Raw genomic sequence first — 19,998 nt, forward strand, 5'->3', positions numbered from 1 at the left:
CACCTAAGGGCCTCTACCTACAAATTGGAATTAGCCTTGGTGTCGCATCGATTGGTTCTATGAGCGGCCAACTCAACCCTGCCTTGTTCAGGCAAGCTCCGCAAGACGTCCGCGCAACAGTTGCAGCACGGCCGAGAAGTCCTTGCCGCCGAAACCGTTGGCGTCGAACAGGGCGTAGAGGGCCTCGGCCTGGGCGCCCATGGGCGTGCTGGCCCCGGCCCGGGCGGCCGCTTCCTGGGCCAGCTTCAGGTCCTTGAGCATCATCGCCGTGGCGAATCCTCCCTCGTAGCCGCGGTCGGCCGGGGTGGCGGGGCCGACGCCTGGCACGGGGCAGTAGGTCGAGACCGACCAGCACTGGCCCGACGACTGGCTGGCGATCTCGAAGAAGCGGTCGGCGGCCAAACCGAGCTTCTCGGCCAGGGCGAAGGCCTCGCAGGTCCCAAGCATCGACACGCCCAGCAGCATGTTGTTGCAGATCTTGGCCGCCTGCCCCGCCCCGTGGCCGCCGGCGTGGATCACCGCCCGCGCCATCGGCTTCAGCGCGGCCTCGACGGCGGCGAAGTCGGCGTCGTCGCAGCCGACCATGAAGGCCAGGCTGCCGGCCTCGGCCGCCATGATCCCGCCGGACACCGGCGCGTCGGCGAAACGGAAGCCCGCCGCCCTCGCCTGCTGGGCCACGGCGCGGGCGCTGTCGACGTCGATGGTGGAGCAGTCGATCAGCAGGGCCGATTTCGGAGCGCTGGCCAGCACCTGCTCGCCATAGACCGCGCGGACGTGCGGCCCCGCCGGCAGCATGGTGATGACGATCTCGGCGTTCTTCACCGCGTCGGCCACCGACTCGGCGGCCGTGCAGCCCGCGCCGACCGCGCGCTCCAGCGCCAGGGCCGACAGGTCGAAGGCCGCCACGGCATGGCCGGCCTTGGCCTGGTTGGCGGCCATGCCGCCGCCCATGTTGCCCAGGCCGATGAAGGCGATCCTGGTCATCGCTACGCTCCCTAAATGCGAACCGCGCCTACGTGGGCGCGGTCCTTGTCGTTGCAGTCCGATGTCGGGGGCGCTTAACGCGCCCCGGCCGGCTTGCGGAACTTGTAGATGAACTGGTCGGTCTTGCCGCGGATCGACGGGTCGAACACCGAGACGTTGCGCTTGTCGGCGGCGTCGCGAAGCACGCGGCTCTCGCCCTCGAACACGAAGCCGGCGGCGGTGACCTCGGCCTTCACCGTCTCGGGATCGATGCGGTGCAGCTTCTCGGAGTCGCGCAGGCCCGAGCCCGGCTGGGCCGAGTGGTCGAGCACCAGATAGACGCCGCCCGGCTTGAGGGCCTGGAAGATCTTGCGGTTGACCACCGACAGGTCGGCCGGCCCCATCAGCGGGGTGTGCATGTCGTGATAGTTCTGGGCGGTGAACACCAGGTCCAGCTTCTCGGGTGCGTTGAAGTTGGGCAGGGTGTTGAGGATCACCGAGACGTTCTTGTAGGCCGGATCGGCGGCGATGGCGTTCACCGCCGGCTCGCGCTTGGCCAGCTTGGTCAGCTCGTCGGGCACATAGGCGTAGACGTGACCGCGCGGCCCGACGGCCTTCGACAGGATGCGGGTGAAATAGCCGCCGCCCGGGATCAAGTCGGCCACCTTGGCGCCGGTGCGCACGCCGGCGAAGGCCAGCACCTGGGCCGGCAGGCGATCGGCGTCGCGCTTGCTGTCGACCTCGGGACGCAGCGGGTTCTCGACCGCGGCGACGATGTTGGCCGGAATGGCGACGGGCGCGTCGGCCGGAGGCGGCGGCGGCGGCTCGGCCGGTCCCATCGGGGTCGTGGCGCAGGCGGTCAGGGCGAGCGCGGCGACGAGGCTGAGAAGCGGCTTACGCATGGTCTTCCTTCCGGAGGGTCTTCTTAGTTGCGGGCAAGCTAGCGACGCGAACCGCCACCGGCAATGCCGTTGGGGCATGTCTCGCCCCCGAACGCCGTCAGGCCTCGGCCAGGGGCGTCCACTCCTCGTCGGCCGGCAGCGGGGCGAAGAGCGCCTGGATATCGCCGTCATCCACCGCATCGACCGTCGGCGGGTCCCAGCGGGGGGCGTTGTCCTTGTCGACGATCACCGCCCGCACGCCCTCGATGAAGTCGTGACGGCGCACGACGCGGGAACCGATCCGGTACTCCATGGCCATGTGCTCGGCGAAGTCGGTCATGGCCTCGCCGCGCTTCAGCTGCTCGAAAGCGACCTTCAGGGTCTGGGGCGACTTGGTCTTCAGCACCGCCAGCTGGGCCTTGCCCCAGTCGCTGGAGTCGGCCTCCAGGAACTCGAAGATCTCCTCGACGCTTTCGCCGACGAACAGGCGGTTGAGGTCCTGCTCGAAACCGACCAGCGGCGCCTTGCCGGCGTCGGCGCGGTACATGCGCAGGGTCTCGTCGATGCGGCGATGATCGGCCAGGATCGCCTTCTTCAGCCCCTCGACCGCGCCGAACTCGACGAAGTGGGTGGCGATCCCCAGGCGCATGCAGTCCGCGCCCTTGATCCGCGCCCCGGTCAGGGCCAGCCACAGCCCCGCCTTGCCCGGCAGGCGCGGCAGGTACCAGCCGCCACCGACGTCGGGGAACAGGCCGATGCCGGTCTCGGGCATGGCGAAGGTCGTGCGCTCGGTGGCGATCCGGTAGTGGGCCGGCATCGAGATCCCGACGCCGCCGCCCATGACCACGCCGTCCATGATCGCCACGACGGGCCGGTCGTAGTGGAACAGCAGGTGGTTCAGCCGGTACTCGGTATGGAAGAACTTCCGCGCCTCGACGCCGTCGCCCGCCCCGCTTTCGGCGAGCATGCGGATGTCGCCGCCGGCGCAGAAGCCGCGCTCGCCGGCGTGATCGATCATGACCATGTCGATCTCGGGATCGGCCTGCCATTGCAGCAGGGCCTCGATCATCGTCTCGCACATGGAAAGCGTCAGGGCGTGCAGCGCCTGGGGCCGGTTCAGCGTGATCCGGCCAACGTTCTTCTTGGCGCTGATGAAAACTTCGCGGGCTTCGGTCATCTGGGATCTCAGGCGAATTCGGGGTCTTCGACGGGCGCGCAGTCGAAGCGGTCGATCTGGCCGGCCATCAGGCGATAGACCGCGTCCTGCGGCACCTCCTGGGCCAGGGTGTCGGCGCGCGACAGGCCGGCATAGGCGCCGCGCAGCAGCCGGCCGGCGACGCCGTGGCTGACCACGATCAGCCGGCGCTCGCCCTCAGGAGCCTGCTCGGCCAGCCAGCCGGCGACGCGGGCGGTGACGTCCTCGAAGGTCTCGCCGCCGGGCGCGCGGAAAGCCCATTCGTAGCTGGCGAACAGCTCCGGATTCTCGCGGCGGATGTCCTCGCGCAGACGGCCCGACCACTCGCCGACGCTGATCTCCAGCAGGCGATCGTCGAAGCTCAGCGAAAGACCGGTGCGCTCGGCGATGGCCTCGGCCGTATCGCGCGCGCGGCGCAGCGGGCTGGCGACGATGCGCCAGGCGTCGGACGGCTCGCGGGCGACCAGGTCGGCCAGCAGGTCGCCCATGGCGCGGGCCTGGGCGCGGCCGAGCACGGTCAGGTCGGACTCGGTCTGGCCCTGGAAGCGGGCCTCGCGATTGAACTCGGTCTGTCCGTGGCGGCAGAGATAGATCATGGCGGGTCCCGACGCTGAAACTGCGGCCTCGCGACGAAGCCTGCTCGGGCCTAGCCCGCTCGGCCTCGCCGAACAAGTCGCCTACTGCCGGAACATCTCGCGGGCGATGATCACCCGCATGATCTCGTTGGTGCCTTCCAGGATCTGGTGCACCCGCAGATCGCGGACGATGCGCTCCAGCGGATAGTCCTGCAGGTAGCCGTAGCCGCCGTGCAGTTGCAGGGCGTCGTTGGCGACCTGGAAGCCGGCGTCGGTGGCGAAGCGCTTGGCCATGGCGCACAGCTTGGTGGCCTGCGGGTCCTTGTTGTCGAGCGCATGGGCGGCGCGGCGCACCATCAGGCGGGCGGCCTCCAGCTCGGTGGCCATGTCGGCCAACTTGAACTGCAGGGCCTGGAAGTCCTTCAGCGGACGGCCGAACTGATTGCGGGTCTCCAGATAGGCCTTGGCGGTGTCGAGGGCGAACTGGGCGCCGCCCAGCGAGCAGGAGGCGATGTTCAGCCTGCCCCCGTCGAGGCCCATCATGGCGAAGCGGAAGCCCTCGCCCTCCCCGCCGATGCGGTTCTCGACCGGCACGCGGCAATCGTCGAAATTGACCTGGGCGGTGGGCTGGGCGTTCCAGCCCATCTTGCGCTCGTTGGCCCCGAACGACAGGCCCGGCGTTCCCTTCTCGACCACAAAGGCCGAGACGCCCTTGGGGCTTTCGCCGCCCGTGCGGGCCATGACGACATAGACGTCCGACACCCCACCGCCCGAGATGAAGGCCTTGCCGCCGTTCAGCACATAGCAGTCGCCGTCCAGGCGCGCCGTGGTGCGCATGCCCGCCGCGTCGGAACCCGAGCCCGGCTCGGTCAGGCAGTAGCTGGCGATCAGCTCCATCGTCGTCAGTCGCGGCAGGTAGCGCTGGCGCAGATCCTCGGAGCCGAAGCGGTCGATCATCCACGAGGCCATGTTGTGGATGGTGAGATAGGCCGCGACCGGCACGTCGCCGTAGCTGAGGGCCTCGAAGATGATCGAGGCGTCGAGGCGCGAAAGGCCGCTGCCGCCCAGGTCGTCCTGCACATAGATGCCGGCGAAACCCAGCGCGGCCGCCTCGCGCAGCACGTCGACTGGAAAGTGCTTCTGCTCGTCCCACCGGGCCGAATGCGGGGCAAGGCGTTCCGCGGCGAAGCTGGACGCCATCTCCTGAATGGCGCTTTGATCGTCGTTCAGCGCGAAATCCATGCGCCGTTTCCTCCCATGCGGGGCAGATCCGCCCTCATCGTCTTGGCCGCTGACGTGCCTCGCCGGGCGGAGTGTGTCAATCATATCTCAGTTGGCGAATATGAATGCGGCGCCGCAGCGAAATCGGGTGCGAAACGTCGCACCTCCCTTGATCCGGAACCCTCTCGGTATCAGATCGTCGCTGTCGGAGGCGTCGTCTCGGTTCCATGCAAAAGTTCATTACCGCTCTGGCCGCGGTCGCGGCCCTGTTCACCTTTGTGTCCGCGCCTGCTCACGCAGAGAATCTCGGCGTGTGGCGCAACCCCAAGGACAACATCCGCCTGCACATCACCGACTGCGGCAAGAGCATGTGCGGCTGGGTCGTCTACGCCAGCCGCAAGGCCGAGGCGGACGCCAAGAAGAGCGGCTACGACACCCTGGTCGGCCAGCAGGTGCTGCGCGACTTCGCGCCCACCGGCAACGGCAACATGCGGGGCCGCGTCTTTGTTCCGACGCTGAAGGTGACGCTGAACGGCACGGCCGAGTTCATCGACGCCCGCACCATGCGCGCCAAGGGCTGCGTCCTGGGCGGCCTGTTCTGCAAGTCGCAGGTCTGGACCCGCGTCGACGGCGTCCAGCAGGCCAGCGTCAACAAGACCGAGTAGTCGTGCATTCTCGCGCGGCTGGCGCCGCGCGGGTCCCTTAAGGGCCTTCCGGCCTTGCCTCCCGGGACAACGCGCGCGAAACCGTTCGCATGACCGTTCCGCCTCTCGCCCCCTACCCCGCCTCGCGCCTGCGCCGCCTGCGTCAGGCCGACTGGACCCGCCGCCTCGTCCGCGAGACCGAGGTGCGGCCATCCGACCTGATCTGGTCGATGGTGGTGCACGAGGGCGAAGGGACCGTTCCGGTCGCCTCCATGCCGGGCGTCGAGCGGCTGAGCGTCAAGGAAGCGGCCAAGGCCGCCGTCCGCGCCCGCGACCTGGGCATCCCCGCCATCGCCATCTTCCCGCACATCGATCCGTCGCGGAAGGACGCCACCGGCTCGATCGCCGCCGATCCTGACGGGGTGATCCCCCGCGCTGTGAAAGCCATGAAGGACGCCGCCCCCCAGGTCGGCATCATGTGCGACGTGGCGCTGGACCCCTTCACCGACCACGGCCATGACGGCGTGGTCGAGGGCGGCAAAATCCTCAACGACGCCACCATCGAGCGCCTGATCGAGCAGGGCCTAATGCAGGCCGCCGCCGGCGCCGACATCCTGGCCCCTTCGGACATGATGGACGGCCGCATCGGCCGCCTGCGCGGGGCGCTGGAGGGTCACGGCCACCACGACACCCTGATCATGTCGTACGCAGCCAAGTACGCCTCGGCGTTCTACGGCCCCTACCGCGACGCCATCGGCTCGGCCAAGCTCAGCGCCGGCCAGGGCGACAAGAAGACCTACCAGATGGATCCCTCCAACACCGAGGAAGCCATCCGCGAGGTCGCGCTCGACATCGCCGAGGGCGCCGACATGGTCATGGTCAAGCCCGGCCTGCCGTACCTGGACATCCTGCGCCGCCTGGTCGATGAGTTCCGCATGCCCACCTACGCCTTCCAGGTGTCGGGCGAGTACGCGATGATCAAGGCCGCCGGCGCCAATGGCTGGATCGACGAGGAGCGCGCCATCCTCGAAAGCCTGGCCGCCTTCAAGCGGGCCGGCGCGGCCGGGATCATTACCTATTTCGCCCCCTGGGCGGCGGAGAAGCTGGGCTGAGATGACCGCGCCGAGAACCGCCTTCGCACCGGGACGGTTCTACGGCGCGCCCACCGTCGAGCGTCAGCTGCCGGGCGTGCGCCTCGCTCACCTGGCGGCCACCACCAGCGCCGAACACGTGCACGAGCACAGCCACGACGACGCCCACTTCGTGCTGGCCACCCACGGCCGCTACGAGACCACGGCCTGGGGTCCCGCCACCGAGGGTCCGGTGCTGGTCTACAATCCGCCGGGCGTGATCCATCGCGACCGCTTCGTCGACGAGGGCGGCTACTTCCTGGCCGTCAGCTTCGGGGCGGGCGACTGGCGGGGCCTGGCCGACGGCCGGGCGGCGATCGACGCCCTGCGGCTGACGGGGCCGATCGCCCGCCGCGCGGCCCTGCGCCTGACCCGCTCGCTGCTGTCGACGGATCCCGAAACCCTGTCGCTGGAGGCCCTGAGCCTGGAACTGGCGGCCGAGGCCCTGGCGCCGGCGCGCGACAGCGACCATCCTCCGCCCTGGCTGGCCCTGGCCGAGACCTTCCTGGCCGACGCCTTCGACCAGCCGATCGGCGTGGCCGACCTGGCTCGCGTGGCCGGGGTGCATCCAGTCCACCTGGCGCGCGGCTATCGCCGCTGGCTGGGCGCCGCGCCGGGCGAGCGCCTGCGGACCCGGCGGCTGGAACGGGCGGCCGACCTTCTGATGCAGGGCCGCGTCTCCATCGGCGAGATCGCGCTCAGCGCCGGCTTCTGCGATCAGAGCCATCTCAATCGCCAGTTCCGCCTGGCCTATGGCGTGACGCCGGGCGAGTTCGCGCGGCTGTGCGGGCGGCGGCCATATGTTTCAAGCGTCCAAGACGAGGCCCCGGCCCTCGCCTAGAGCTTGGGCGTGCAAGTCGGAGTCGCTTTGTCGTGAAACGCTTTCTGTTCGCCGCCGCCCTGACGCTGGCCCCGCTTTCGTATGCTCACGCCGCCCCGGACTGGGCGACCGCCACGCCGGCCGCCGAGGGGATGTCGGCGCAAAAGCTAGAGGCCATGTCGGCGGCCATCAAGGCCGGCCAGTTCCAGAAGATCACCAGCGTGCTGATCGCTCGCAACGGCAAGCTGGTGTTCGAAGCCTATTACGATGACGAGGGCCCGGAAGCCCGCCGCAACACCCGCTCGGCCACCAAGACCGTCACCGCCATGCTGGCCGGCGCCGCCATCGCCCGCGGCGCCATTCCAAGCGTCGACGCGCCTATCAGGCCCTACCTGAAGGGCCGCCCGCCGGCCGCCAATCCCGATCCACGCAAGGACAAGGTCACGGTCGAGGACCTGATGACCATGAGCTCGATTGCCGAATGTGACGACGAGAACCAGTTCTCGCGCGGCAACGAGGAGCGGATGTATCTGATCGAAGACTGGGTCGGTTTCTATCTCGACCTGCCGGTGCGCGGCTTTCCCGAGTGGGCGCCCAAGCCCGAGGCCTCGCCCTACGGCCGGGCGTTCTCCTACTGCACGGCCGGGGTGACGACGCTGGGCGCCGTGGTGCAGGGCGCGGTCGGCAAGCCCCTGCCGGTCTTCGCCCACGAGGCGCTGTTCGGGCCGCTGGGGATCGAGGGCGAGCGCTGGCAGATCTCGCCCCTGGGCCTGGCCCAGGGCGGCGGCGGCCTTGGCCTGCGCAGCCGCGACCTGCTGAAGCTGGGCCAGCTCTATCTCAACGGCGGCAAGTGGGACGGCAAGCAGGTGCTGCCGGCCTCGTTCGTGGCCGCCGCCACTGCGCCGCACGCCAACGTCCGGCCGGATGTCGACTACGGCTATCTGATCTGGCTGCAGACCCTCAAGGGCCCCGATGGCGCCGGCCACAAGACCTGGCTGATGAGCGGTTCGGGCGGCAACAAGGTCGCCATCGTGCCCGATCTCGACCTGGTGGCGGTGGTCACCACGGTCAATTTCGACGTCCGCCAGCCGCATGCGATCAGCGAAAAACTGCTGGCCGAGCACGTGCTGGCGGCCGCCCAGCCCTGAGGTGCCGAATCTTCGAAGCGGCTATGCTGGGGCCATGACCAAGGTCCTCGACATCGTCACCGCCGTGATCCGCGACGAGGCCGGCGCCATGCTGCTGGTGCGCAAGCGCGGCACGGCGATCTTCATGAAGCCGGGCGGCAAGCGCGATCCCGGCGAGGACGACCTGACGGCCCTGGCCCGGGAACTCGACGAGGAACTGGGCTGTCGGCTGGTCTCGGCGACCTTGCTTGGCCGCTTCTCGGCTCCGGCCGCCAACGAGGCGGGCTTCACGGTGCAGTCGGCGACCTATCTCGCCACCGTGAAGGGCGACATCGCCGCCCGGGCCGAGATCGAGGAGCTAGCCTGGATCGATCCCGCCGCCCCGCCCGCCGGTCTGCCCCTGGCGCCGCTGCTGAAGGACGAAGTGATCCCCGCCCTGCTGGCCCTGGCCTGACACCGCACAACCCGTGCTATAGGGCGGCCATGACGACGATCTACATCGACGCCGACGCCTGCCCCGTGAAGGACGAGACCTACAAGGTCGCGGCCCGCAACGGTCTGAAGACCTATGTCGTCTCCAACAGCTGGATCCGCGTTCCCGCCACCCCCGCCATCGAGCAAATCGTGGTCGACGCCGGCCCCGACGTCGCCGACGACTGGATCGCCGAGCGCGCCGGTCCCGGCGACGTGGTGGTGACCAACGACATCCCCCTGGCCGACCGGGTGCTCAAGGCCGGCGGCGCGGCCATCGCGCCCAACGGCCGGGTGTTCACCAACGACATGATCGGCTCGGCCCTGGCCAGCCGCTCTATCGGCGAGCACCTGCGCTCGATGGGCGAGGTCACCAACGGCCCCAAGGCCTTCGGCCCGCAGGACCGCAGCAAGTTCCTCCAGGCGCTCGACCAGGCCGTGGTCAAGGCCCGCCGCGTGGTCCCGCGATGATCGAGATCACCTCCTGGCTGCGCATCGACGAGGACGAACTGGTCGAGCGCGCCGCCCGCGCCTCGGGCACCGGCGGCCAGCACGTCAACAAGACCTCGACGGCGATCGAGCTGCGCTTCGACGTCGCCAACTCCCCGACCCTGACCGACGAGATCAAGGCCCGGCTGACGGCGCTGGGCGGCAGCCGCATGACCCAGGAGGGCGTGCTGGTGCTGTTCGCCCAGGGCCATCGCTCGCAGGAGCTGAACCGCCAGGACGCCCGCGAGCGCCTGGTCGAGCTGATCCGTCGCGCCACCGAGAAACCGAAGCCGAGACGGCCGACCAAGCCGACCTATTCCAGCAAGCTCAAGCGGCTGGAGAGCAAGACCAAGCGGTCAGGCGTGAAGTCGATGCGCGGCCGCGTTCGTCACGACGACTGACCGCGCCGAAGTCGCCTAGTCGTTGACGCCCACGCCCAGACGGGTCCCGTCGGCCTGCTGCTGGACGAAGAAGGCGGCGTCGCCCTGGTTCAGTTGGGTGAGCTGGCCGCCCTCGATGGTCCCGGCGAGATTGGCCAGGACGATGTCACCCGACTCCGGGCCGCCGTCCTGGATCATCGTGTTCCAAGCCATCATGCGATAGGTGCTGCCGCCGGCCTGCACGTCGAAGCCGATGCTGCTTTCGGCGTAGGATCGGATGTGCTCGAAAACCTGTTCGACCGTCATGTGATAGACCTCCCCTTCGCGGCCCCTAGCGGCCGGAGAGCTCCACCATGGAGCGCAATCACTTAATCGGAGATTGCGCTCCAGACATGATCGGGAGCCGTCAGGCCATCGACGGGATCGGCGGGCCGAACGAGAGGATCTCGTCCTTCCAGTCGGGTTCCGGGATCAGGCCGCCCAGCATCTTCTTCAGATAGAAGGCCAGGGCCGACTGCTCGTCGGCGCTCAGCTCCGAACAGGCTTCCTGGTGCAGGGGCGCGAGCTCGCTGCGGATCTGCTCCAGCAGCGCCGCGCCGGTCTCGGTCAGGCGCACCACCACCTTGCGGCGGTCGTTCGGGGCGCCGCCGCGTTCGACCAGGCCGTCGCGGATCAAACCGTCGATCGAGCGGGTGAGCGTGGTGCGGTCGGCCGCCGAAAGCTTGGCCAGCCGCGTCATCGAACACTCGCCGAAGCGGGCCAGCGACAGCATCGCCACCCATTTCGGAAACGACAGACCGTGACTCGCAACATGGTCGGCCGCCAAGGCGCGCCGATGCTGCTCGGTCTGATACATCAAATAGCTCAAATAGCTGGGCAGGGGCATGGATTGCCCCTCCCTCAGGTCATGCTGTGGCATGGTGTCCCCCCGCGCCGTGCGTCTTGATCTCACAACCTCTGCTGTTGCGCAATCGCCGCGAGGTCCCTAGCCAACGCAGCGTTCACCATCTTAGCAAACGCGGCCGTGAGAACCGCGTTCCGGATGATGTTAGCGGAACCGCTTGGCGGTCAGTGCTTGGGGCGGTCAGTGCTTGGGATAGACGGGCGGGGCCGGAGGCGCGGGCGGCGCCGGCGGGGCGGGCATGCCCTGGATGATCGAGATCCGCGAACGGCTACGTCCGCAGGCCTTGATCGACAGGCCCGGCGGCAAGCGCGTGGCGGTGTCGCCGCAGGCCTCGTCGAGCTGATCCTGGGTCAGGCCCTTGGCGCCGCTGAGATCGACGCCGAACAGGCGCACGCCCGAGAAGTCCGCGCCCTTGAAGTCGGCGCCCGTGAAGCTGCCGCCGCGCAGGTTGGAAGCCGTCAGCGAGGCGTTGCGGAACTGGGCGCGGTCGAAACGGCCGCCGGTGAGGTTGGAGCCATTGATCTCGGCGTTGCTGAAGTCGGCGCCGCGGGCGTTGACCGAGACCAGGTTGCTGCCATGCATCTCGGAATTGGCCAGGCGCGCGTCGATCAGGCTGGCGGCCTCCAGATTGGCGCCGTGCAGTTCGGCCGAGGTCAGGTCGGCGCGGGCCAGGTTGGCGTTCTGGAAGTTGGCGGCGCTGGATTCCACGCCCGACAGGCGGGCCCCGGAGAAGTTGGCGTTCTGGAAGTTGGCGCCGCGCATCTCGGCCCCGCGCAGGTCCGCGCGCGTCAGATCGGCGGACTGGAAGTTGGAGCCGAAGAACACCGCGCCGCGCAGGTCGGCGCCGATCAGGTTGGCCTTGGCGAAGTTGGCGCCGGTGAACTTGGCGCCGGTCATCTTGCGACCGGCCAGATCGCAGCTGACGCACATGCCACCGAGCGACACCAGGCGCGCCACGTCCTTGTCCTCGATCGAGGCCTTGGCCTGGGCCTGTCCGGCCAGGGTCGTCAGACCCATGACCAGGGCGGCGGCGAGTGTCATGCCCATGCGGGCCATCGGCGGTCTCCGTGCGGTCCAATAAGCGACCTTGCTGGTTACGGTTTGAGCCGCCGACCGCCGCAAGACCACTTAAATCGCGGTAATGACGGGGATTCGTCATCCCCGTCGCCCGCCGAACGCTTGTTCCATTGGGGAGACAAGCGCTCGCCGCGTCAAACCGCCACGCCCCCGAAATCCGCCTGACGGACCTCGGAGAGACCTGCGAAACGGACCTCAGTAGAAGGTCACGTCGTCCAGTTCGAACCACAGCTTGGCGCCGGCCGGGCGCTCGCCCTCCACGCCCACCTCGAAGAGGTCGGTTCCGGTCCAGGCCTTCTTCTCGGCCTTGGTGGAGGCCGGCGTGAAGGCCGAGAACGGCAGCGTCACCTTGGTCCATTGCGGACCGGCCTTGACCTTGGCCTGCCAGCGGCCGCCGGCGGTGTTGAAGCCCACCACATAGGTCCCGCCGTCGCCGCGCAGGGACAGCGACAGGCCCTTGAACGCGCTGGCGTCCACCGGCGTCATCGAACCTCGGGTGAGCGGCAGCAGCACGCCGGCCGAGGCGTCGTCCTTGGTCGCCATGCGGGCGCCGACGCTCAGCACCTTGCCGCCGCCCTCGCGCTCGATGACCTGCGAGACCTCGAGGCTGCGGTCTCGGCCGCCGTCGAAATCGTCCAGGCGCAGGGTGTCGAGGCTGGTGCGGCCGTCGGCGCGCTCGAAGTCGTCGATCAGGGCGGTCGCCTTCACGGCCGGCGGCGTCATGCGGTCGTTGGCGGGCGAGCGCGCCAAGCCGGGGCCGAAGGCGGCCTGGCCGTCGATGAACACCCGCTCGACCTTGTAGACGTCGGCGATCGTCTCCCAAGGCTTGCCGCCGAGCAGCACGAAGTCGGCGCGCTTGCCGGCCTCCAGCGTGCCGCGATCCGCGATCAGGTTCATGGCCTTGGCGCTGCCGGCCGTGCCGACGGTCAGGGCCTGGGCCGGGGTCAGGCCGGCCTGGACCAGCAGTTCCAGTTCGCGCTGGCTGGACGAGCCGTGCGGCGTGCCGGTCATGCCGGCGTCGGTGCCGAGCGCCAGTTGCACGCCGGCGTCGTAGAGGGTCTTGGCGTTGGACAGCGCGTAGCCGAACTTGGCGCGGGCCTGGCGCGCGCGCGGGCTGTCGGGATCCGCCGGCGGCTTGGCGCCCGGCTTGACCGGCTCGTAGACGGCCAGGGTCGGGGCGTAGGCCATGCCCGAGGCCTTGATCGCCGCCACGGTCGCCACGTCGATCGGCTCGTCCTGCAGGCTGTGGGCGATGACGTCGACGCCGTTCTTGGCCGCGACCATGCCGCGCTCGACCGTGACGGTGTGGGTCAGGACCTTCAGGCCGTACTTGTGGGCCTCGTCGGTCAGGGCCTTCAGGGTCCAGGCGTCCATGCTGGTGTTGTCGGGCGCCGAGCCGTAGCGCCAGCCGTCGGTGAAGGCCTTGATGGCGTCGGGCTTGTAGGGGGCGATGGCGTCCACCGCCGCCTTGGCGCTTTCGGGGGTGTCGACCCAGCGGGTGGTGGCCTGGTCGGCCCAATCGGCGCCGTGGCCGCCGGGCGTGCTGATGCGGGCGACGAAGTTGACGTGCGGCGCGGTCAGGGTCCCCAGCCACTGGCGGCGCGGCGCGAAGGATTCCGGCTGCTGGTGGAAGTCGTTCACCGTGGTCACCCCGGCGGCGACATAGGCGTCGGCGATCTTCGGCACGAGACTGGGAATGCCGTTCGGGGTCCAGTGGGTGTGGACGTCGAAGAAGCCCGGCAGCAGGGCCGCGCCCTTGGCGTCGATGACGGTCGCGCCCTTGGGCGCCTTGACCCCCGCGCCGACGGCGACGATGCGGCCGTCCTTGACCACTAGCGTCCCGTGATAGGGCGCCGCGCCCGTGGCGTCGAAGATCTCGGCGTTGACGACGGCCAGCGGCCTGGTCTGGGCGACCGCCAGGGACGTCGAGAGCGCGGCGGCGGCGAGCCCTCCGAGCAGGATGCGGGGCAAGGTCATGGACGGGCGTTCCTCGTGCGGGTCGGGGTCCCCTCAGGGACGCTCACACCTCATGACGAACCAGCTTCGCAAAACCAGCAGTCGTCGGCGCCGATCGGCATGCCGGGCGGCAGGGTTTCGACCGCGCCGGCGCGTGGGGCGGCCAGGGCCTTGCGGTCTCCCGAGGTCAGCAGGCGCCAGATCCGCGCCACCTGGGCCGCCTCGGCCCCCTCGCCTTTCCAGGCGCCCAGGCGCTTGGCGTAGGCCAGCAGGGCCGCGTCGATCTGGGCGGCCGCGGTGGGCGACAGGGCCTTGTCGTCGAGCACCGCGACCAGGTCGCCGACCAGCCGCGCCCGCACCCGGCGGCGAAGCTCGCCCGTGCGCCCGCTAGCCTGGGGACCGCCGGGGGCGACCGCCGCCAGCAGGGTCTCGACCGTCTCGGCGACGTCCAGCTGGCCCGGATCGCGCCGGTTCTGCTCGACCAGGCGGTTGAGACGCGCCGGATTGAGCAGTTGCGACAGGGTGTGGTCGGCGGCGGTCTCGGTCGCCGTCGGCAGGTCGAACACCGCAGCCCCCGAGGTCGGGAAGATCTCGATGTCGTAGGCCTTGTCGCGCGAGCCCGACTGGCCCTGCGACAGCAGCGAGATCAGCGGGTCGGGCAGGTCGAGCACGGCCGGGTCCAGGGTGCGCACCAGGGCCGCAAGCGCCCGGCGCTGGTCGGCGGCCGGGGTGGCGGGCGCGGCTTCCTTGCCGTCGCCGACCACCGCATAGCCGTAGTCGACGCCGCCGACGAACTTCACCGCCGCATCCACCTGATAGCGATGGAAGAGATAGATCGGCACAAGCGCGCGGCGCAGGTCGGCGACGGGCGCGCCGGCCGGCACGCTGTTCAGGCCAAAACGCGACAGGGCGATGCGGCGCACGGCCAGCACGTTGTCCAACTCGACGACCGGATCGGCGCCGTTGTCCCACAGCGAGCCGTAGGGCTGGGCGGCCGACGCCCCTCGGGCGTCGGCGTCGGAGACGTAGCGATAGCCCTTGGCCTGGGCCTCGCGCGCCAGGGCGTCCAGACGCTTGGCCTCGTCGCTCCCGGGCGCTCCTTCGGAGTAGAGCCAGTCGATGGCGAAGGCGTCCCAGGCCCCGACGCCCTTCGCATAGGCTTCGGAGAGATCCAGCCGGTCGCCGTCGACCTTCACCAGCGGCGCGGGGTAGTCCATCACCGAGGCGCGGCCGTACACGCTGCCGGCGAAATTGTGCGACAGGCCGATGGCGTGGCCGATCTCGTGGGCCGACAGTTGGCGGATGCGCGACAGGGCGATCTGGATCGGATCGTCCGGCCCGCCCGTCCCCGTCTTGTCGGCGCCCACGAGGCCTTCGAAGATCATCCGGTCCTGGCGGATGCGCAGCGAGCCCAGTTGGACGACGCCGCGCACGATCTCGCCGGTGCGCGGATCGACCACCGTCGTTCCGGTCGACCAGCCGCGCGTCTGGCGGTGGATCCAGTTGACCACGTTGTAGCGGGCGTCCATCGGGTCGACGCCCTCGGGCAGCGGCTCGACGCGGAAGGCGTCGACATAGCCGGCCGCCTCGAAGGCCTGGTTCCAACAGCGTCCGCCCTCGACCAGGGCGCTGCGCACCGGCTCGGGCGCGCCGCGGTCGATGTAGAACACGATCGGCTTCTTGACCGGCGACCGGGCGGCCGTCGGATCGGTCTTCTCCAGCCGGAAGCGTCGCACCAGCCGCTGCACGGTCGGCTTGTCCAGCGGGGCGGCGTAGTCGGCGAACAGCACCTGGGCCGAGGTGCCGGTGCGCGGATCGAAGACACGCGGCGTAAAGCCCGGCCCCGGCAGGCGGATGAAGCTGTGATGGACGCCGAAGGTCACCGAGCGGGCGTCGGGCACGATGCCGACGACCTCGCCGCCCGCGTCGTCGGCGGTGAAGGTCTGGCGGGTGTCGAACTCCAGATTGTCGGGGAAGACGCCGACATGGGCCAGATCGACATAGCTGAGGGTCGGGGCGGGCTTGAAGCCGCCCTGCTTGGCGTCCTTCATCGCGCCGGGAATGTTGAAGGCGTCGCGCAGCAGGAAGCCGGCGATGTCGACGCTGAAGCCGCCACCGGCGGCTTCCTCGGCCACCTCGCCCGACCACACCACCGAGCCCGGGAAGCTGTCGCGGACCGTCCGCCGCTCTTCGGCGCTGCCGTCGACAGCGCGGAAGCCGAAGTTCTCGAACTCGGCCAGGACCCGCTTGCCGACGCGGCGGAAGACCAGCACCTGGGTGTCGCCGGTCGCCGCGCGGTCCAGGCCCACCGGCGTCGCGCCGAGGCCGCCGCTGAGGCTGGGCTGATAGAGGAAGCGGCCCGAGACGCCGTCCGCGTCGGGCGCCGGCAGGGTGACCAGCACGACGCCCTTGGCCGCGTCGGTCTTCACCGGCAGCAGGCCCGGCGCGGCGGCGGGACGTGCAGCCTCGACAGCGGGAGCGAGCGCCAGCGCGGGCGACAGGGACAGGCCGGCCATCGCGCCCGCCAAAGCCAGGACGCGCCACGAGGCGCCGCCGAAACCCGATTTTCTCATGCCCTGCTCCGTTTCCGCCCAGCCTGACGATGCTTGCCGGTTAGCACGCCGTCGCGTCGCGGCTCGCGGAATCGCGACGCCGCCCTCCTGGACGCCCCGGGCCGGACGGTTTCGCCCGGCCGGCATGCAGGCAAGCCACTTTTTGAGCGTGAGCTAGTGGATTTCCCGGGCCAGGGCGCGGGCGACCAGTTCGCTGGCCTGACGGCAGCGATCCAGCGGGGACCCACGGCGGGGCGCGAAGACGGCTTCGGCGCGGTCGGGGCGCTCCGCCCCTCGCTCCTGGCTCGGCGTAATCGTCGAACGGCCCGCTTCCGGAGGAGAGATCGACCTCATGGGCAGGCCGCGTCGAAGGCGCGGGTCTCGGCTTCGAACTCGCCCAGCGCCGCCTCGGCCTGATCGGCCATGCGCCGCCAGGCCGCCAGCACGCCGTCGATGTCGGCTTCAGCGGTCGCGGGCGCGTCGAGGCCGGCTTCCAGGTCGTCGAGCACGGCGTTCCAGTCGCCCCGCAGGCCGCGAACGCCGGCCACCGTGCGGGCCAGCTCCGCCGCCGAGGCGATCAGGTCGTAGAGGCCGGTCTCGCGGCGCGAGCGCGGCGTAGGCGTAAAGGCCCATTGCTGCGACGGCAGGCCGGTCTTCTCCCACAGCCGCAGCGCCGCCCCGGCCTGCACACCGCCCTCGCCGCCGACGTCAAGCGCGTGGCTGGGAAAGGCGACGTTCTCGATGCAGGCGCCCTGGCGCGGCGGGATCAGGAAGAGATCGGCGCGCTGCGGCAGGCCGTCCAGCGGCCCGACGCGCGGGCGCGGCCCCTCGCTGACCAGCGGGAAGCCGAACGGCGTCGAGGCGTTGGCCAGGGTCCACAGCTTGTCGTCGGGCGCGATGTGCAGGTGCAGCGCCGGCTCGGCCGCCGATTGCAGGCGATGGGAGTCGGAGGCCGCGTCGTGACGCAGGCGCCAGAACTGGCGGGCCGCGCCGCCCTTCACGGGCTCCAGATGGGCCTGGCCGTCGTCGTCATAGGCCAGGCAGAGTTCGGGAGCCTCGCGTAGCGAGATGCGCACGGCCGGATCGCGCTCGAAGGCGGCGAACAGGGCGGCGAAGGCCCCGGCGCGGGTGGCGAAGTCGCGCATGCGGGCGGCGAGCGCCGTGGCGCGGTCGGCGCGCATGCGCACCTGCAGGCGCAGGGCGTCCAGCGCGGCCTCGCGCTCCTGGCCTAGCAGCTTGCGATAGGACAGCGGCGCGACGTCCCGGCCGTAGGAGACGAGGTCGCGGGCGAAGGCCGCCATGCCCAGCTGCAGGTCTAGCCCCTGCCCTTCCAGCATGGCGTCGAGCTCGGTCCAGGCGTCGAACAGGCGCTGGCCCTCGGCCGACAGGTCGCCCGGCTCGATGCGCTCGGCGCCGCGGCGCGGCTCCAGCGCGGGGCCGACCACTTCTCCCAGGAAACCCACGATGTCACGGCGCTGGCGCGAGGCCTTCAGGGCCGCGCGGGTGTCGGCGGCCACACGGCCGAGGGCGGCGACGTCACGCCAGTCGGCGAGGCCCAGGTCGAACAGGGAACCGACAGCGCCCGACCGTCCGCTGGCGTCGCCCGCGAAAAGCAGCAGGCCGGTCATCCCCGCCCCCGCGTCTGGTCCTGAACCTGTCGCAAACCCCTCGTCTCCGCACTGGAGTCGGCGATGGGTCGCTCACGGCGCGCCGCAAGCGACCCCCGCCCCGCATGCGAGAAGCCCCCCAAGACTGTCTCGCGCGCCAATGGCCTGGAAAACCCGGAGCCGTCATGGCGGGACGGCTCCGGGTCCCTTCGATCGCGAGACGTCCGCTCTGGAGGCTTTTGGCCCGGCCGTCCGTGATCTGCGACACGATGTCTCAACCGCCGCTAGGCAGCTGTGCAATTTGTCACAGGGCCGAAGCTTCGCGCTCAGCGGCGCGAAAGATTGAAGATCGAGAGCGGCGGAAAGCTCTTACGCAGCTTGGTTCTGCCCACGTAGCCGCAGCGGAATCTGTCGGCGTGGCTGGTGGCCAAAGCGCCCGCCATCGCCTCGCTGACATAGACCGCGCCGGGGGCGACGTCCGGCTCGATTCGGGCCGCGACCACCACGTGGGCGCCGACCACAGCCTGGGCGCCGGTGATCGGATTCACCCGCAGGTGCACCGGTCCGTAGTGGCCGCCGATGCGCAGGCCCAGGTGACGGGGCAGACCCCGGGCGCGCAGGTTCAGCCGGCGGTGGGCCTCAAGCAGGCAAAGCGCCGCCTCGGCGGCGTCGGACGGCTGGCCGAACACCAGGAAGACGCCGTCGCCCCAGGTCTCGACATGCTCCGGCGGCGCGGCGAGGCCGCCGATCGCCTCGGCCATGCCGGCCATCACCACCTCGAAGAAGGCCGGCACCTGGTCGTCGCGCAGCGCGCCAAAGCCGCGCACGTCGATGAACAGCATGGCCTTGACCCCACGGCCGTCGGCGCCCCCTGCGGTTACGGCGCCGCCGACGTCGGATTCGGGACGCTCGAAGGGCAGGATCGCCTGTGGCCGGCCGGTCTCGCGCCAGTAGGCGACGTCGGCGGCGGCCCCGGCGGGGCCGACGGCCGGACGTCCGTCCCAGACCGCGAGCTGCACGGCCCGGGTCGACAGGCCCTCGGCCCGCAGAATGGCGCAGCCGGCGGCGAAGCGGCTGGCGTAGGCGAAGACCTCGTCGTCGCCGGCGTAAGGATCACGGGACGCAAAACGCACCGAGGCGGCGCGGGCCAGGCAGGCGTCGAATCGCTCCACCCAGCGCTCGCCGAACGGACGCACCGAGGTCTCCACATAAGAGGCCAGCGACACCGGCGCGACGACGTGCAGTTCGGCCCCGGCCTCCAGCAGGGCCTCGGCCCACAGGATGTCGGCCCCGGCGGCGAGGCCGCCATAGCCGAAGCCGATACGCTCGGCGCTCAGAACCTGCGCCATGCGGGCCTTCAGCCCCGCCTCCTCGGCGGGATCGCGGGCGGCGAACATGTGGCCGGTGAACTGGGCGGCGGCGGGCGGGCGCAGGATCTCCAGCCAGGCGGTCGGCCCGCCGGTCTCGGCGGCGATCATGGTCAGCTGCCGCAGGGTGGAGGCGTGGGACGAGACGCTGGCCGGCGCACAGGCCACGGCCTTGGCCAGCATGTCGGCGGCGGCCTCGCGCTTGCCGAGCAGGAACAGCGCCTCGGCCCGGCTGGCGCGGTCGAAATAGCCGGCCTCGCCCTCCCCCGCCTCACCGGCGTGCTCCAGGGCCAGGGCGGCAAGTTGGGTGGACAGGCGCGCGTCGCCAGCGACGAGGCTCATGGTGGCGGCGTTGACGAGGCCATAGCGCCCCCCGCCCTGGGCGGCGGCGGCGGAGTAGCCTCGGGCGGAAGCGCGGGCGAAGGCCCTGCGGCGCGCCCCGGCGGCGCCCAGCGCCACGTCCTTGAGAAGTCGTGCGCCGAGCGCAAGCGCTTCGGCGTCTTGGGAAGCGGCCAAGCCTAGCCGCACATATTCGGATCGGGCGAAGTCGGTCGCCCCGGCCCTGGCCAGCGACAGCACGGCGGCATGCGCCAGGACCAGCGAGCGGTCGCCGTCGTCCAGCGACCGCCGCGCCAGATC

Annotated in this window: 19 protein-coding genes; 7 read left to right on the top strand and 12 right to left on the bottom strand. The window is 70.5% G+C overall.

Going from position 1 to position 19,998, the window contains the following annotated elements; translation table 11 throughout:
• Nucleotides 1–87: 87 nt before the first annotated feature.
• The 5 genes from mmsB to AC07NS_RS10140 all read right to left on the bottom strand — a co-directional run bounded on the left by mmsB (nt 88) and on the right by AC07NS_RS10140 (nt 4,856).
• Nucleotides 88–1,041 carry a 3-hydroxyisobutyrate dehydrogenase gene (mmsB, locus tag AC07NS_RS10120; protein ID WP_494603469.1) on the bottom strand — a complete coding sequence of 318 codons (954 nt, stop codon included), beginning with the start codon at nt 1,039–1,041 and terminating at the stop codon, nt 88–90.
• A gap of 17 nt (nt 1,042–1,058) precedes the next feature.
• A complete protein-coding gene (locus AC07NS_RS10125; RefSeq protein ID WP_494602978.1) occupies nt 1,059–1,865 on the bottom strand; it encodes a class I SAM-dependent methyltransferase in 807 nt (268 codons plus the stop codon).
• Nucleotides 1,866–1,962: 97 nt separating this feature from the next.
• Nucleotides 1,963–3,021 carry an enoyl-CoA hydratase/isomerase family protein gene (locus AC07NS_RS10130; protein WP_494602979.1) on the bottom strand — a complete coding sequence of 353 codons (1,059 nt, stop codon included), beginning with the start codon at nt 3,019–3,021 and terminating at the stop codon, nt 1,963–1,965.
• Nucleotides 3,022–3,029: 8 nt separating this feature from the next.
• Nucleotides 3,030–3,635 carry a histidine phosphatase family protein gene (locus AC07NS_RS10135; RefSeq protein WP_494602980.1) on the bottom strand — a complete coding sequence of 202 codons (606 nt, stop codon included), beginning with the start codon at nt 3,633–3,635 and terminating at the stop codon, nt 3,030–3,032.
• An 81-nt stretch (nt 3,636–3,716) separates the two neighbouring features.
• A complete protein-coding gene (locus tag AC07NS_RS10140) occupies nt 3,717–4,856 on the bottom strand; it encodes an isobutyryl-CoA dehydrogenase (RefSeq protein ID WP_494602981.1) in 1,140 nt (379 codons plus the stop codon).
• Between the two features lie 206 nt (nt 4,857–5,062).
• Between AC07NS_RS10140 and AC07NS_RS10145 the strand changes: the two genes are divergently transcribed.
• The 7 genes from AC07NS_RS10145 (at nt 5,063) to arfB (ending at nt 9,917) form a co-directional block, all read left to right on the top strand.
• Nucleotides 5,063–5,500 carry a DUF2147 domain-containing protein gene (locus tag AC07NS_RS10145; RefSeq protein ID WP_494602982.1) on the top strand — a complete coding sequence of 146 codons (438 nt, stop codon included), beginning with the start codon at nt 5,063–5,065 and terminating at the stop codon, nt 5,498–5,500.
• An 89-nt stretch (nt 5,501–5,589) separates the two neighbouring features.
• The gene (hemB, locus tag AC07NS_RS10150) at nt 5,590–6,591 is read left to right on the top strand and encodes a porphobilinogen synthase (RefSeq protein WP_494602983.1); all 1,002 of its coding nucleotides are present in this window, start codon (nt 5,590–5,592) and stop codon (nt 6,589–6,591) included.
• A gap of 1 nt (nt 6,592) precedes the next feature.
• On the top strand, nt 6,593–7,450 hold the full coding sequence (locus AC07NS_RS10155; RefSeq protein ID WP_494602984.1) for a helix-turn-helix domain-containing protein: 858 nt from the start codon (nt 6,593–6,595) through the stop codon (nt 7,448–7,450).
• Between the two features lie 32 nt (nt 7,451–7,482).
• Nucleotides 7,483–8,577 carry a serine hydrolase domain-containing protein gene (locus AC07NS_RS10160; protein WP_494602985.1) on the top strand — a complete coding sequence of 365 codons (1,095 nt, stop codon included), beginning with the start codon at nt 7,483–7,485 and terminating at the stop codon, nt 8,575–8,577.
• A 34-nt stretch (nt 8,578–8,611) separates the two neighbouring features.
• Nucleotides 8,612–9,010 (top strand): NUDIX hydrolase, encoded by a 399-nt coding sequence (locus AC07NS_RS10165; RefSeq protein WP_494602986.1) that lies wholly within the window; start codon nt 8,612–8,614, stop codon nt 9,008–9,010.
• Nucleotides 9,011–9,039: 29 nt separating this feature from the next.
• Nucleotides 9,040–9,498, top strand: a complete 459-nt coding sequence (locus AC07NS_RS10170) for a YaiI/YqxD family protein (RefSeq protein ID WP_494602987.1) — start codon at nt 9,040–9,042, stop codon at nt 9,496–9,498.
• A complete protein-coding gene (arfB, locus tag AC07NS_RS10175; RefSeq protein WP_494602988.1) occupies nt 9,495–9,917 on the top strand; it encodes an alternative ribosome rescue aminoacyl-tRNA hydrolase ArfB in 423 nt (140 codons plus the stop codon). The genes AC07NS_RS10170 and arfB overlap by 4 nt, the downstream gene beginning before the upstream one ends.
• 15 nt (nt 9,918–9,932) lie before the next feature.
• On the opposite strand, the gene AC07NS_RS10180 is transcribed toward arfB, so the two are convergent.
• From AC07NS_RS10180 to AC07NS_RS10210, 7 genes are all read right to left on the bottom strand, one after another.
• Nucleotides 9,933–10,202, bottom strand: a complete 270-nt coding sequence (locus tag AC07NS_RS10180) for a hypothetical protein (RefSeq protein WP_494602989.1) — start codon at nt 10,200–10,202, stop codon at nt 9,933–9,935.
• A 100-nt stretch (nt 10,203–10,302) separates the two neighbouring features.
• Entirely contained in the window at nt 10,303–10,752 is a 450-nt protein-coding gene (locus AC07NS_RS10185; protein WP_494602990.1) for a MarR family winged helix-turn-helix transcriptional regulator, read from the bottom strand.
• Between the two features lie 228 nt (nt 10,753–10,980).
• Nucleotides 10,981–11,856 carry a pentapeptide repeat-containing protein gene (locus AC07NS_RS10190; RefSeq protein ID WP_494602991.1) on the bottom strand — a complete coding sequence of 292 codons (876 nt, stop codon included), beginning with the start codon at nt 11,854–11,856 and terminating at the stop codon, nt 10,981–10,983.
• Between the two features lie 216 nt (nt 11,857–12,072).
• A complete protein-coding gene (locus AC07NS_RS10195; RefSeq protein WP_494602992.1) occupies nt 12,073–13,854 on the bottom strand; it encodes a CIA30 family protein in 1,782 nt (593 codons plus the stop codon).
• A 50-nt stretch (nt 13,855–13,904) separates the two neighbouring features.
• The gene (locus AC07NS_RS10200; RefSeq protein WP_494602993.1) at nt 13,905–16,406 is read right to left on the bottom strand and encodes a zinc-dependent metalloprotease; all 2,502 of its coding nucleotides are present in this window, start codon (nt 16,404–16,406) and stop codon (nt 13,905–13,907) included.
• A gap of 329 nt (nt 16,407–16,735) precedes the next feature.
• Nucleotides 16,736–18,013, bottom strand: a complete 1,278-nt coding sequence (locus AC07NS_RS10205) for an RICIN domain-containing protein (protein ID WP_494602994.1) — start codon at nt 18,011–18,013, stop codon at nt 16,736–16,738.
• A gap of 305 nt (nt 18,014–18,318) precedes the next feature.
• Nucleotides 18,319–19,938: an adenylate/guanylate cyclase domain-containing protein gene (locus AC07NS_RS10210; RefSeq protein ID WP_494602995.1), complete on the bottom strand. Its 1,620-nt coding sequence runs from the start codon at nt 19,936–19,938 to the stop codon at nt 18,319–18,321.
• Between the last annotated feature and the right edge of the window lie 60 nt (nt 19,939–19,998).

It is taken from the genome of Caulobacter sp. GW821-FHT10A10 (genome assembly GCF_059415745.1).

Bases quoted from the DNA above. Each gene is read 5' to 3' on its own strand.
- AC07NS_RS10165 (WP_494602986.1), top strand. From the start codon at position 8,612: ATGACCAAGGTCCTCGACATCGTCACCGCCGTGATCCGCGACGAGGCC.
- AC07NS_RS10145 (WP_494602982.1), top strand. From the start codon at position 5,063: ATGCAAAAGTTCATTACCGCTCTGGCCGCGGTCGCGGCCCTGTTCACC.
- AC07NS_RS10205 (WP_494602994.1), bottom strand. From the start codon at position 18,013: ATGACCGGCCTGCTGCTTTTCGCGGGCGACGCCAGCGGACGGTCGGGC.
- AC07NS_RS10140 (WP_494602981.1), bottom strand. From the start codon at position 4,856: ATGGATTTCGCGCTGAACGACGATCAAAGCGCCATTCAGGAGATGGCG.
- AC07NS_RS10180 (WP_494602989.1), bottom strand. From the start codon at position 10,202: ATGACGGTCGAACAGGTTTTCGAGCACATCCGATCCTACGCCGAAAGC.
- AC07NS_RS10200 (WP_494602993.1), bottom strand. From the start codon at position 16,406: ATGAGAAAATCGGGTTTCGGCGGCGCCTCGTGGCGCGTCCTGGCTTTG.
- AC07NS_RS10155 (WP_494602984.1), top strand. From the start codon at position 6,593: ATGACCGCGCCGAGAACCGCCTTCGCACCGGGACGGTTCTACGGCGCG.
- hemB (WP_494602983.1), top strand. From the start codon at position 5,590: ATGACCGTTCCGCCTCTCGCCCCCTACCCCGCCTCGCGCCTGCGCCGC.
- AC07NS_RS10135 (WP_494602980.1), bottom strand. From the start codon at position 3,635: ATGATCTATCTCTGCCGCCACGGACAGACCGAGTTCAATCGCGAGGCC.
- AC07NS_RS10125 (WP_494602978.1), bottom strand. From the start codon at position 1,865: ATGCGTAAGCCGCTTCTCAGCCTCGTCGCCGCGCTCGCCCTGACCGCC.
- arfB (WP_494602988.1), top strand. From the start codon at position 9,495: ATGATCGAGATCACCTCCTGGCTGCGCATCGACGAGGACGAACTGGTC.
- AC07NS_RS10190 (WP_494602991.1), bottom strand. From the start codon at position 11,856: ATGGCCCGCATGGGCATGACACTCGCCGCCGCCCTGGTCATGGGTCTG.
- AC07NS_RS10195 (WP_494602992.1), bottom strand. From the start codon at position 13,854: ATGACCTTGCCCCGCATCCTGCTCGGAGGGCTCGCCGCCGCCGCGCTC.
- AC07NS_RS10130 (WP_494602979.1), bottom strand. From the start codon at position 3,021: ATGACCGAAGCCCGCGAAGTTTTCATCAGCGCCAAGAAGAACGTTGGC.
- AC07NS_RS10170 (WP_494602987.1), top strand. From the start codon at position 9,040: ATGACGACGATCTACATCGACGCCGACGCCTGCCCCGTGAAGGACGAG.
- AC07NS_RS10185 (WP_494602990.1), bottom strand. From the start codon at position 10,752: ATGTATCAGACCGAGCAGCATCGGCGCGCCTTGGCGGCCGACCATGTT.